At 43.2% G+C, this 14,105-nt stretch carries 8 protein-coding genes; 7 read left to right on the top strand and 1 reads right to left on the bottom strand.

Translation table 11 applies throughout. From position 1 onward, the window contains the following. The first annotated feature begins 82 nt into the window (after nt 1-82). The 3 genes from E2P86_RS12390 to E2P86_RS12380 all read left to right on the top strand — a co-directional run bounded on the left by E2P86_RS12390 (nt 83) and on the right by E2P86_RS12380 (nt 6,760). Entirely contained in the window at nt 83-3,520 is a 3,438-nt protein-coding gene (locus E2P86_RS12390; RefSeq protein ID WP_134433378.1) for a pyruvate carboxylase, read from the top strand. A gap of 101 nt (nt 3,521-3,621) precedes the next feature. Then, on the top strand, nt 3,622-5,412 hold the full coding sequence (locus E2P86_RS12385; RefSeq protein WP_134433376.1) for a mechanosensitive ion channel domain-containing protein: 1,791 nt from the start codon (nt 3,622-3,624) through the stop codon (nt 5,410-5,412). A 592-nt stretch (nt 5,413-6,004) separates the two neighbouring features. Next, the gene (locus tag E2P86_RS12380) at nt 6,005-6,760 is read left to right on the top strand and encodes an SDR family oxidoreductase (protein ID WP_134433374.1); all 756 of its coding nucleotides are present in this window, start codon (nt 6,005-6,007) and stop codon (nt 6,758-6,760) included. Nucleotides 6,761-6,821: 61 nt separating this feature from the next. Here E2P86_RS12380 and E2P86_RS12375 read toward each other — a convergent pair whose 3' ends face one another. Beyond that, on the bottom strand, nt 6,822-7,955 hold the full coding sequence (locus tag E2P86_RS12375; protein ID WP_085471351.1) for an NAD(P)-binding domain-containing protein: 1,134 nt from the start codon (nt 7,953-7,955) through the stop codon (nt 6,822-6,824). 484 nt (nt 7,956-8,439) lie between these two features. Here E2P86_RS12375 and E2P86_RS12370 point away from each other — a divergent pair, with 484 nt between their 5' ends. The 4 genes from E2P86_RS12370 (at nt 8,440) to E2P86_RS12355 (ending at nt 14,092) form a co-directional block, all read left to right on the top strand. After that, on the top strand, nt 8,440-9,843 hold the full coding sequence (locus E2P86_RS12370) for a sugar porter family MFS transporter (RefSeq protein WP_085471352.1): 1,404 nt from the start codon (nt 8,440-8,442) through the stop codon (nt 9,841-9,843). Nucleotides 9,844-9,878: 35 nt separating this feature from the next. Next, the gene (locus E2P86_RS12365) at nt 9,879-11,060 is read left to right on the top strand and encodes an AGE family epimerase/isomerase (RefSeq protein ID WP_134433372.1); all 1,182 of its coding nucleotides are present in this window, start codon (nt 9,879-9,881) and stop codon (nt 11,058-11,060) included. 40 nt (nt 11,061-11,100) lie between these two features. Then, complete coding sequence (locus tag E2P86_RS12360) at nt 11,101-12,651, top strand: ADP-ribosylglycohydrolase family protein (protein WP_134433370.1); 1,551 nt, start codon at nt 11,101-11,103, stop codon at nt 12,649-12,651. A 61-nt stretch (nt 12,652-12,712) separates the two neighbouring features. After that, nucleotides 12,713-14,092, top strand: coding sequence for a calcineurin-like phosphoesterase C-terminal domain-containing protein (locus tag E2P86_RS12355; protein ID WP_166785202.1), 1,380 nt, complete (start codon nt 12,713-12,715; stop codon nt 14,090-14,092). Nucleotides 14,093-14,105: the final 13 nt, after the last annotated feature.

The raw sequence follows: 14,105 nt of genomic DNA, 5'->3' as shown, positions 1-14,105 counted from the left end.
TTTGATCAGCGATAAATTGTCTGTCTAAATAGATGTTCGTTTTAGGCAGGCATAAAACACCATTTTAAACTTATAAACTAGTATGAACATCAAGAAAGTACTTATTGCCAACAGAGGCGAGATCGCTATCCGCATTAGCAGAGCCTGCAACGAGCTCGGGGTTGCTACGGTTGCTATTTTTACATTTGAAGATCGATACTCCTTGCATCGATACAAAGCCGATGAGGCCTACCAAGTAGGCAGCGATGGTGATCCTTTAAAGCCATACCTCGATATGGAGACCATTTTGCGGACAGCAAAGAAATGCGGCGCTGACGCGATTCACCCAGGTTATGGCTTCCTTTCCGAAAATAGTCAGTTTGCGCGTCGATGCGCTGAAGAAGGAATCCTCTTTATTGGCCCTTCACCGGAGGTGATGGAGCGATTAGGCGATAAAGTTCGGTCCAAGGAAGTTGCGGTTGCAGCAGGTGTACCCATCATTGAAAGTAGTCATCAACCATTAACAGCTATTGAAATTACGCGCGCAGAAGCGGAGCGAATTGGTTATCCTGTTATTCTGAAAGCTTCGGCCGGCGGGGGCGGCCGCGGGATGCGTGTAATCCGAAGCAGGGACGATCTGGAAATCGCTTTTGATAGTGCGAGACAAGAAGCGCTCAATGCGTTTGGAGATGGTACCGTTTTCTTAGAAAAATACATCGAAAATCCGCGACATATCGAGGTGCAGATTGTCGCTGATAAGCATGGAAATGTCGTGCACCTGTATGAGCGGGACTGTTCCGTACAAAGGCGGTTTCAAAAAGTGGTGGAGGTCGCGCCTGCGAGTAATTTGCAGCAAGCGACCAAGGATAAGCTCTATCAATATGCGACAAGTATTACGCATCTCGCCAAGTATGATAATGTAGGCACGGTTGAGTTTCTTGTGGACATCAACGAACAGATTTATTTTATCGAAGTTAACCCACGTATTCAGGTGGAGCATACGATCACCGAAATGATTACCGGGGTGGATCTTATCCGCACCCAATTGTATATCGCATCGGGCTATAAACTCTCGGATAGTGCGCTGGCGCTAGGTAAACAGGAAGCGATCAAAACAAATGGATACGCGATTCAATGTCGTATAACCACCGAAGACCCTGCAGACGATTTCAGGCCGGATTATGGTACGATCGTAACATACCGAACGGCAGCTGGATTTGGAGTACGCCTGGATGAAGGGAGCGCGTATGCTGGGATGAAAGTGAGCCCTTTCTTTGACTCCATGTTGGTGAAGGTGAGTACGCACGGAAAAACATTGGAAGAAGCAGCTTTTCGGATGGATCGGGCATTGCGTGAATTCCGTATCCGTGGTGTAAAGAGTAATATCGGCTTCCTAGAGAATCTGATCACGCATCCGGCATTTTTATCCGGTCAGGTTGATGTCGGCTTTTTAGCCAACAATCCGCAATTATTCAAACCATCAAAACGATTGGATCGGGGAACGAGATTACTTTACTTTCTGGGCGATACCGCCGTAAATGGCAACCCCGATGTGAAAGGGAAGCGACCGCTTGATTTGGAAATTCCGGTGGTGCCTCATTTTGATGCGGTAAGAAGCTACCCCTATGGCTCAAAAAATAGATTGAACGAATTAGGCGCTGAAGGCTTGTGTACTTGGTTGAAGGAAGAGAAGGCGATTCAATATACAGACACGACATTCCGCGATGCGCATCAGTCGCTTTTGGCAACCAGGGTGCGTACATACGATATGCTGAAGGTTGCCGAAGGATTTGCGAAAGCACATCCGCAAACATTTAGTATGGAAGTATGGGGGGGAGCGACCTTTGATGTGGCGCTGCGTTTTCAACTGGAAGACCCTTGGCAGCGACTGGCTAAATTGCGTGAAGCAATACCAAATATTTTACTGCAGATGCTTATCCGTGGCTGTAATGGCGTTGGTTACTCGGCATATCCCGATAATTTGATTGAATCTTTTGTGGAGAAAAGTTGGGAAACAGGAGTCGATATATTCCGAATCTTCGATTCATTGAATTGGATGGAAAATATAGCGCCATGCATCGAAATGGTTCGTAAACGAACTGGCGGAATTGCGGAGGGAGCGCTGTGTTATACCGGTGATATATTGGATCCGAAGCGAAGTAAATACAACTTGGATTATTACCTGCGCCTGGCAAAGGACCTCGAAAATGCAGGGGCTCATATGTTGGCGATCAAAGATATGTCGGGCTTACTCAAACCTTATGCCGCACAGGAGCTGGTAACAGCCCTCCGCGATACGGTTGCGATTCCGATTCACTTGCATACGCACGATACGTCTTCGGTTCAAGCGGCGACGTATCTGAAAGCGATTGAAGCGGGTGTCGATGTGGTGGATTGTGCATTGGGCTCCCTGTCGGGATTAACGTCACAACCTAATTTCAATGCGGTGGTCGAAATGATGCGTTTCCAAGAACGGGATCAGCCATATGATGCGGATAGTCTGCAAGCGTATAGCAACTACTGGGAGAGCGTTCGTAAATACTACACGCCGTTCGAATCCGGTATGGTAGCCGGTTCTGCTGAGGTCTATCAACATGAAATTCCAGGCGGACAGTATTCCAATCTGAAACAACAGGCAACGGCGCTCGGGTTGGGCGATCGGATTCCGGAAATTAAAAAGGCTTACATCGAAGCTAATCTCTTGTTTGGAGATGTGGTGAAGGTAACGCCAAGCTCCAAGGTGGTGGGAGATATGGCGCAATATATGGTGTCCAATAACCTTGTAGCCGATGATATTTTATCTAAAGGTGAGTCCTTGTCTTTTCCAGATTCTGTTATCTCCTTTTTTAAAGGCGATATTGGTCAACCCGAAGGTGGCTTCCCGGCGAAGATGCAACAAGTCGTGCTTAAAGGGGCGTCCGCGAGTAGCGAACGTCCGAATAAATATCTTCCAGCGTTAGCTATCGAAACGGATTTTATTGACTTTAAAAATCAGTATGGTGAACAATTGTCTTTTACAGATTATTTGAGTTACAAGTTTTATCCAAAAGTTTTCATAGACTATCTGGAAAATCGACGTAAGTATGGCGATGTATCGCTCGTTCCAACACCTATTTTTCTATATGGCATGGAGGTTGGGGAGGAGACAACGGTTGAAATTGCTCAAGGAAAAACATTACTGGTGAAGCTCACGGCTGTAGGGCCGGCTGATGATGACGGAAGGCGTACCGTGTTCTTTAAGCTGAACGGACAAACCCGAAATATAGAGGTTCAGGATGCCAGTGTAGCGGTGGAAAGAAGGGCAAATGTGAAGAGTGATCCAGCTGATCCACGACATATTGGTTCTCCGCTGCGCGGGCTTCTGTCTTTAGTACATGTGAAGGAAGGAGATACCATTGCCGAAAATGCGCCCCTTTTTGTTATTGAAGCGATGAAGATGGAGTCTACGGTATGTGCCGTTTCTGGCGGAACAGTCAAACGAATTGAACTCTCTGGGGGATCTATGGTCGATACCAATGATCTGGTCATAGTAATGGAATAGAAAACATTGTTATCTTTGTTATACGAGGTAAATGAGAAGGTGTTTAACGAGCGTAAATTTTATACACCTTCTCATTTTTTAATATTTTATCGACCTGAAGTATGCGCGTATTATACATTCTTTTTCTTGTTGTCTTATTTTGTTTTCCAACCATTACACCACTTGTAGCACAGGAGGTCGATTCGACGGATTCTAAAGAACTTGGTCTTAGTGTGATGCTCAATGAGATTCGACAGCAGCAGATTAATGACTCACTCGAACGGGCGAAGCTTCAGCATGAAATAACCATACTTAAAAGCCAGAATAGTGCGAAAGGACAGGGCCTTAAACAACAGCTTAGTGAGTTGGAGGAAGAAAATAGTATCCGGAAGCAGCAGTTGAAGATCAGAGTAGATTCGATTAAAAAGAATACACAACGTTATGCGGTCGCACCTTTCCGAGATACGATTTTTTATATATATAACAAGCTTGGTTCGTCCTTAGCGAGAGATCGCGCTCAAAATGTAGTGGCGCGTATACAAAACCTTTATGAGGATGACTTTGCTAATGTCGATTCTTTTACGATCGAGAATAATGAAATCAGTGCCGATATTATTTATAAGGATCTAATTATTACCTCGATCACCGAATTGGATGCGTTGTTGGAAGAGAAGACCAAGGAAGAGGTTGCCGCCCAGTATCTCAAAAGTATTCAAGAAACAATTACGAAAGAAAGAGAAGATAACAGCATTACGAAGTTATTGATTCGTTGTGGCCTCATTGTTCTTATCCTATTTGTGTTTTATCTTTTAATCTTGTTGATCAACAGGTTGAAACGTTATAGTGTACAGCGTATATTGGCGGAGCGAACCGAACGGATAAAGGATATCAAAATCAAGAATTATGTGTTGGTTACTTCGATGCAAAAAACACGAATCTTGATCAATGTGATAAATGTTCTGCGATGGGGGGTGATTATCCTGATGGCCTTTATCATGTTGCCGATTATTTTCAGTGTGTTTCCTTTTACACAAAGCTGGGCGAATAACTTAATAGGATTATTTACACAGCCTCTTAAAAAAGCAGTTTTAGCAATCTGGCATTACATTCCAGACATGATTACTGTGGTGGTGATTCTATTCGTAATGCGCTACAGTATACGTTTTGTTCGGTATATATTTAGTGAAATAGACAAAGGAAAGCTTGAGATTAATGGTTTTCATCCAGAATTTGCGATGCCGACTTTTACGATTGTTCGCTTTCTATTGCATGCCTTTACTTTGGTGCTTATTTTTCCGTATCTCCCGGGAGCAAATTCGGATATCTTCAAGGGTATATCGGTCTTTATTGGGGTCTTGTTTTCTTTAGGATCTTCGTCAGCGATATCCAATGTTATTGCGGGCTTAGTAATTACCTACATGCGTCCATTCCGTATTGGGGATCGCATTACGATTGGCGATAAAACCGGTGTAGTGATTGAGAAATCTCCCTTGGTGACGCGTTTGCAAACGATTAAAAACGAGGAGATTACTATTCCAAATTCGGCGGTCCTTTCTGGGAATACCATCAACTATTCAACTTTTTCCGATCAGGGGATATGCTTCCAAGTGGAAATTACAATTGGTTATGAGGAATCATGGCATCGTATCCATGAAATGTTACTCGCGATTCCACCACGCGTGGCACGCGTAAGAGACACACCAGCACCTTTCGTATTACAAAAGAAGCTGGACGATTTCTATGTGCGATACGAGCTCAATGTCTTTATTAGTCAATCTGGTGAAATCGACTTGGCAAAATCGGAGATTTATCAGTTGATTTTAGATGACTTCTTGGCCGCAGGTATTGAAATGAATGGAGCCCACGTGTACACTAAGACAGATTTTATTCCACAGTATAAAGCGGGGGAGTAAATAGTTTTATCCTTTCGTTTTTCTTTTATTCCGAAATAGGATAATGTATTGATAAATACGGAAGCACGAAAAAAGAACAACTGCTATGATAAAAATATTATTGTCGCTCCTCTCTGATTCGATTGCGAGCCCTGTTCCTACAACTAAGACAGCAATTAATAAAGCAAAGTATAAGTAGTCTGTTTTGTAAAGAATGGTTTGATCCCCAAGTTTATATCTGGTATAGATATAAGCCCAATTTATCGTGTTTAATATTACGAGTAAAAGAAATGCATAGCTGAAGTACTCAAAAAAGGACGTTGGTATTTCGATTGCTGAAAAACCAGCGGAAACAATAGCACGGAATACATCTATAAGGACCACTGCACTAATAAATGGAAAAAGGATAGCCCCGCTTATGTTTATACTTTCTTTGTATCTCATATTTTTTGAATTTATAATCCTGTTTGCGGTGTGAATATGTTAAAATAAGTATTTTATTTTGAAACTGAGTTTTATTCGAAATATAATTTCGTTTTCAAACTTCGCATGTTTCAGATTTTTTAGTCCCTTGTTTCTACTGAATTTTGGTTCATCTTAAAACAGTAAGGATATGGAACGATTTAAAAATAAAGTTGCTCTCATTACGGGGGGAACGAATGGAATGGGGTTTGCGAGCGCCCAAAAATTTATTAATGAAGGGGGGAAGGTCATTATAACAGGACGAAGTATGGAAACGGTGGATATTGCGGTATCCAAGTTAGGACCTCAAGCCCATGGTCTGGTGTCTAATGCCGGGACGATGGCTGATGTGATGCAGCTTCGATCGGAGGTTGAAAAGTATACCGATGCCATCGACCTGCTTTTTGTGAATGCAGGGTATGGTCGATTTGGAGGGGTCGAAGACGTGGATGAACAACATTTTGACGAGCTTTTCAATATGTTGGTCAAGGGAACTTTTTTTACCGTTCAGCAGGTTTTACCATTGATGAGTGCAGGAGGGGCAATCGTCTTAAACACCTCTTTTGTCACACAGCGAGGCACATCTAATTTTTCGGTATACTCTGCGGCAAAATCTGCTGTACAATCTTTTATCAAGACCTTTGCAGCGGAATTAGCTCCGCGTGGTATTCGTGTCAATGGAATTAGCCCGGGACATATCCGTACCAATATTTTCAATAACACAGGTTTGAATGCAGAGCAGATAGCTGTGGCTATTGATAACATAATCCCGACTATCCCTTTGAAGCGGCAGGGAGAGCCTGAAGAAATTGCCGATGCTGTACTTTTTTTAGCTTCGGTGGAGGCGACCTACATTCATGGTGCCGAACTTGCGGTCGATGCAGGAATGACGGCTATCGAGGGCTAAGGTATACACATCGCATGGAAGTAATAGAAGGCGTCGGTTTGGATTACTGGCGCCTTTTTGTTTATAGCTGCAGGTATGCAATCAATTCTTTAGCCGCGGCACGTCCCGCTCGGTTTGCCCCAATGGTGGAAGCGGAAGGACCATAACCCGTGAGATGTATGCGCGGATCTTTTACGACCTGAGTCGCTAAAGTTCCTGACATTTCAATGCCACCTTGATCATTTTGCAGATGCAGAGCGGCGAGGTGATCCAAGGAGTGACGGAAACCAGTATTCCAAAAAATAACATCGGCATCTAAGGTTCGGCCATCGGCCCAACGGACGCCTGTTTCTGTAATCTCATCGAACATGGGGTTCCAATCTAACGTGCCCGTATCCAACATTTCTTGTATAGCTGGGGTGATTGGAAGCCCGGTTACGGAGACGACCGAAGTGACCGGTAAGCCTTCCCGCACTCGTTCTTCCACCAGTGCAACGGCATCGCGTCCCAGCTCTGGCGTGAATTTATAAGGTCTGAAATCTGGCGGTCTCCGGGCGACCCAAGTTGTTTGGGTTACAGCTGAAACTTCCCCCAATAATTGAACGGCTGAAATACCACCACCGACGATAATGACGTGTTTCCCAATAAATTCTTGTGCATTTTTATACTCCCCCGTGTGTAGTTGCCTACCTTGGAATTTTTCCCATCCCGGATAACGTGGACAATTAGGGGTCTTCCAGGTTCCGGTTGCATTGATGATGCCTCGCGCATTGAATTGCACGCCATTGGTGCGAATGATAAAGCGACCATTGCGCTCCGTCACCTCATGTACACGGATAGGGCGAATGACAGGAAGTTCAAATTCCTTTTCGTATGCCTCGTAGTACTGTGGAATAGCCGTATTTGCTTGTAACTCGTGGTCGCTGGTATTGACGACATCTGCAAAAGCTAATCCAGGGAGATCATTGATACCGTTCACGGTGCTCAATGTCAACGAATCCCATCGGTGCTGCCACGCACCTCCTGCACTGAATTCATCATCCAACACCACAAAGCCTTTCCCAGGTTCGATACCCTGACGCTTTAAATGGTACGCGGCAGAAAGTCCTGCTTGACCCGCGCCAATCACCACAATATCGACTTTATAAAATAAATCCGGAACCACTTTACTCACTGCGATGGAATCCGTGGTTTGTATATTGTTCTGCGTTTCCATTTCTTAACGTCTCTTTTAAATTTTGAATAGGTCAAAGCCGATTATTATAAAACACAACATCGACTTATACAAGTTACGAAAAGTAGCTATTAATTCCACAAATCTCATCCCAACGCCGCTTGTTTTCTCGAACTAGAACTCCCTGTATTGACTTGAAAGGCGCATTATCGACTCCTAAATCATTGGAATGATAATTAATTTTTATTTAACATAAAGCTGTATATAATATTATTATTACATATGTAGTTTTATTAAATAAAAAATATTTTAAATAAATCCATGTATTTTAAAAATAATTTATAAATTAGTCTCGGTTTATCTAATGAACTAATTACCAACACGTCAAACTTATTTATGAAATCAATTATCCAACATGTGGGCATCAGTGCGTATAAACCATGGTACATTCTCCAGGGCCCTTCCTCCTTTACATCGTATTTAAAAAACCTAAAAAACAATTTACATATCTCAGAAAACGAAAAATATGAACCAATCAGTTAATTTAAATTACATCGCATTTTTATCGGTAGTGGCCGCAATTGGCGGTTTTCTATTTGGCTATGATACCGCGGTAATCTCCGGTACCATTATCCAAGTTTCGACCCAATTTAGTTTGGATACCGTTTCCCAAGGATGGTATGTTGGGTGTGCATTAGTAGGGTCCATCATTGGCGTACTTTGTGGAGGATATTTGGGCGATCGGCTTGGTCGCCGTAAAGCGCTTTTTATTGCAGCCATTTTGTTCGCTGTCTCCGCACTTTACTGCGCCTTTGCTCCAAATTTTCAACAATTAATCTATGCGCGCGTAATCGGAGGAATAGGGATTGGTGTCGTATCTATTATTTCACCCATGTATATTTCGGAGCTTTCGGTACCTCAATATCGGGGCCGATTAGTTTCTTTATATCAGCTGGCAGTAACGATTGGGTTTCTAGGGGCATATCTGGTAAATTATGTACTCCTAAATTTTTCCTTAGAAGGCGGAGCAAATCTACAAGAGGGTTGGCTGCGTTGGATTTTTCATGAAGAGGTGTGGCGCGGTATGCTGGGTATTTCTGGAATCCCAGCCATATTCTTTTTTATCGTCTTATTCTTTATTCCCGAGAGCCCGAGGTGGCTGGTTCTACGGGGGGAGCTTTCGCAAGCTGAAACGGTGCTTACCCGTGTATATCGTTCGAAGTCTGTGGCTGAACTAGAAGTAGCGAAAATTAAGGATGTACGTAGTAGCGCTGGACAGCAACAGAATTGGAAGTTACTCAAAGAGCCAGGCGTTCGTAAGGCTGTATGGATAGGTGCAGCTATTGCTATTCTTGGTCAGTTTATGGGGGTTAATGCGGTATTGTACTATGGTCCTACAATTTTTGAAAGTAGCGGTCTGTCTGGAGGTGACTCGCTATTTTATCAAGTAATTGTTGGTTTGGTGAATGTACTGACTACGATATTGGCTGTTTTTGTCATTGATAAAGTGGGCCGAAAAAGGCTGGTTTATTTGGGCGTTTCGGCCATGATCTTTTTTCTCCTTCTCATCAGTATTTATTTCATATGGGGTAAAGAAATAGGTTTGCCAAGTGCCTTTATGTTGGTTTGTTTTCTAGCCTATGTCTTTAGCTGTGCGATTTCTATTTCTGCTGTAATCTGGGTGCTACTGTCAGAAATGTATCCTAATAATATCCGCGGTGTTGCCATGTCGGTCGCGGGGCTATCGCTATGGGTTGGAACCTATTTAGTCGGACAGCTGACGCCTTGGCTATTGGTGAATCTTACCCCAGGAGGAACATTTCTTCTTTTTGCGGTGATGTGCGTGCCTTACATGCTCATTGTGTGGAAGTTGGTTCCTGAAACGACAGGGAAATCACTCGAAGAAATAGAACGTCATTGGATACATTAATTAATAGCAGCAAAAAAAATATAAACCTACAATAAATGGATTTTAAAAAATTAAGTGAACAGTATAAAACAGAACTGTTAGAGAATGTTATGCCTTTTTGGTTGAAAAACTCACTTGATAAAGTATATGGTGGATATTTCACCTGTCTTGATCAGAAAGGTGAAGTGTTTGATACCGATAAGTTTATGTGGCTGCAGGCGCGTGAGGTTTATATGTTTGCCTCCTTGTACAATAAAGTGGAACAGAAACAGGAGTGGTTAGATGCTGCCGAACATGGAGCTACTTTTTTACTTGAGCATGGTCATGATGGGGATTTTAATTGGTACTTCTCGCTGGATCGAAAAGGGAACCCACTGACGCAACCCTACAACATCTTTTCCTATACGTTTGCAACAATAGCGTTTGGACAACTCAGCTTAGCGACTGGAAACCCATATTATGCTGAGGTAGCGAAGAAGACATTTGATATTATTCGCGCTAAGGTTGATAACCCAAAAGGTCCTTGGAGTAAAATAGTTCCCGGAACAAGAGACCTCAAGAACTTTACCCTTCCGATGATCCTTTGTAATCTCGCACTGGAAATAGAACATCTTTTGCCTCATGCGTTATTGGATACATTGATTGAAGAATGTTTACATGAGGTGCTTCATGTCTTCTACCGACCGGAGTTGGGCGGTATTGTGATCGAGAATGTGGATAAGGATGGTGCTTTATCTGATACGTTCGAGGGACGGCTCGTTAATCCGGGGCATAGCATAGAAGCTATGTGGTTTATTATGGATCTGGGAGTTCGTTTAGAGCGGAAAGAATTGATCGAAAAAGCGGTTGAAATTACCTTAAATATGGTGAAATATGGTTGGGATCATGAGCATGGTGGTATCTTTTATTTCTTGGACCGCTTAGGGCGACCACCACAGCAATTGGAATGGGACCAGAAACTATGGTGGGTTCATGTGGAAACGCTAATCTCTCTGATAAAGGGATATCAATTAACAGGTTCGAAGGAATGTTTAGCTTGGTTTGAACGTGTCCACGATTACACCTGGACGCACTTTAAAGATGCCCAATACCCCGAATGGTTTGGTTATTTAAATCGGCAGGGGGAAGTGCTCATCCCATTAAAAGGAGGGAAGTGGAAAGGTTGTTTTCATATTCCACGGGGACTTTATCAATGTTGGAAAGTGTTGGAGGAATTAGCGGAGAGACCCTCTTCGTAAAGTAAGAATAGTACATAAAAAGAACTAAATCTGTATACCTATGAGACAATTAAAATATATATTTCTTGGTTGCGGCTTGTTGCTGTTGCAGTGCGCTACTGTTATGGTAAAGGCGCAAGATAAGACCAAGGCAAAATCCATGTTTTCTTTATCAAAAAAAGTTCTCTTGGATAAAATTAAAGGCGGTTGGGCAGGACAGACGATTGGTGTGACTTATGGATGGCCGAGTGAGTTTATTTATCAAGGAACTTTTATACAGGACTACGAGAAGATTCCATGGGAAGATGATTATATCAATAGAGCGATGCGGGAATTTCCGGGCCTGTATGACGATGTCTATGTGGATTTGACTTTTCTAGAAGTATTTGATCGCTTAGGGTTAGAGGCTCCAATCGACTCTTTTGCCCAGGCATTTATAGGTAAAGAATATGAGCTCTGGCATGCCAATCAGGTGGCTCGTTATAATCTGAGAAATGGTGTTCCGCCTCTAGAGGCAGGACATTGGTTACATAATCCGCATGCCGATGATATAGACTTTCAAATAGAAGCGGATTTTGCCGGATTGATAAGTCCGGCTCTTCCACAAGCCGCCTCAAGTATTTGTGAACGTACCGGTCGGATGATCGCCTCTGGCGACGGATATTATGGCGGGGTATATGTCGCTAATATGTATGCCCTTGCTTTTAGGCATCATGATGTTGCACGGATTGTGGGCGAAGCGTTAACTGCAATTCCGAAGCCAAGTAAATTTTACCAATGTATTACGGATGTTATCGCTTTCCATAAGCGCAATCCAAAAGATTGGAAAGCTACGTGGTGGGAGATTCAGAAAAAATGGTCTGAAGATATCGGTTGTCCAAACGGTGTCTTTCATCCATTGAATATTGACGCTAAATTAAATGCTGCTTATGTGGTGATGGCCTTGCTGTATGGGCAAGGAGACTTTTTCAAAACAATGGATATTGCCACAAGGGCGGGGCAGGATTCTGATTGTAATCCCGCCACTGCATGTGGAATTATTGGGACAATGAAAGGCTACAGCCAGATACCTGAACCGTGGCTATCTTCGTTAAAGAAAGCAGAAGATAAACCGTTCAGTTTTACAGCGTACGCATTGCATGATATCTATGAAGTCAATATGAAGCTTGCTTTGGCCAATATTGAAAAAAATGGCGGAACACTACATCCCGAAATGGTAGATATTCCACTGCAACATCCCGTAGCAGTGGCTTATGAGGAGAATTTTGCCGGTCATTTTCCGACCGATAGAGTGAAGGTCGGTAAGCGATATGATGATACTTTTACTTTTGAATTTGAGGGTAAAGGTGTCGTTATCAGCGGTCATCTTATTAAAACCGATTCACAGCTGCCCGATCAAACAGCGCAAGCGGGTTTATATATTGATGGTAAGCTGGTGGAGACCGCGACCTTATATACGCAAGCTAATGACCGTAGACCTGAGCTATTTTGGCGTTATCAGTTAACCGATACAAAACATCAAGTGGAAGTTCGGCTTGTAACACCTAGGCCAGAAATCCAACTTTATTTCGGTGATTATTTAATCTATCGTGAAGGACCGCAAACGAAGTAAGATGAAGGGAAGGCTACGTCTATTTTTATTATTCGCGACGTTTATATGTTGGGCGCATATTATGCTTGCGAAATCTGTATCGGGCGTAGTAAAGACTGTAGACGGGCGAGCGGTAGAAGGGGTGAGCGTAAGCGACGGCTTTGCCGTCGTACAGACTGATTCTGAAGGCGCTTATCAGTTGATGACCGCACCTCAGGCAATCCATATTTTTATTACGATTCCAGCTGGTTATTCCATGGGTAAAGCAGGGGGGACCCCTCAGTTTTACCAAGTATTAAATACAGCAGATGATAAGGCGCAGACCTATGATTTTTATGTGCAAAAAACAACATCAGATGAAAAGCATGCTATGGTTGCTATCGGAGATCCGCAAGTATACAAAGATCGCGATGTAAGGGTATGTGATTCCTATATGGAGGATCTTATGCAGCATGTCAAAACCTCTTTGCCCGGATTGCCGGTGCATGGGATGGTGCTTGGCGATATCACCGGCGATAAGCCAGCCTTGCTGAATCCGGTCAAGGAACTTTTTGCCCGCACATCTCTTCCGTTTTTTTATGTGAAGGGAAACCACGATCTGGAACTGGGCACACGAAGCCATGAAACGGCATCCGTTTTGTTTCAGGCAAACTTTGGGCCGACTTACTATTCCTTTAATCGGGGAAAGATCCATTACGTCGTGTTGGATGATGTGTTTTATCTCGGTAAAGGGGCTTCGTATGTTGGTTATTTGTCGGAGGAAGTGTTGGCATGGTTGGAACAAGATTTGAAATTTGTGAGCCCCGGTAGTACGGTTGTTGTGGCTTTGCATATTCCGACAAGCACCGTGTCTTTCCGAAAGAACGATGCACAACAGGTGCTGCAGAACGCGGCAGCTCTATATGCCATACTCGCTGATTATCGTGTTCACATTATTTCAGGACATACACATTTACATGATCATCATCATCCGGCGCCTAATATTTGGGAGCATACACAAGCCTCGGTTTCCGGAATTTTTTGGCAAGGACCCGAGTGTGCGGATGGTACACCGCCGGGGTATACCGTGTACCTCGCAGATGGAGATGAATTAAGTTGGTATTATAAGGCCATTGGTTCTCCAGTAGATATACAATTTAGGACTTATCCTGTAGGAACGAATCCTGAACGAATGGAGGAAATTACAGCTTTGGTGTGGAATTATGACCCCCATTGGAAGGTGGTATGGTATGAAGATGGTATCTACATGGGAGATATGGAAAATTATGTAGGTCGAGATCCGCAGACCACGGCAGATATTGTGAAAAATAAAAGCAGCTATGATTACAGCTGGATTTGGACAACCGAGACTAATCATCTGTTCGCTGCAAAACCTAAAAAAGTAAACAGTAAAATCCAAATCGAAGTGCAGGATCGTTTTGGGAAAAAATATACAACATATGTACAACACAAAAAAGATTAAAAGGTCGTTAACG

This window comes from Sphingobacterium psychroaquaticum (genome assembly GCF_004421025.1).
Lineage (GTDB): Bacteria > Bacteroidota > Bacteroidia > Sphingobacteriales > Sphingobacteriaceae > Sphingobacterium > Sphingobacterium psychroaquaticum.
This window is presented reverse-complemented; position numbering and strand designations above follow the sequence as displayed.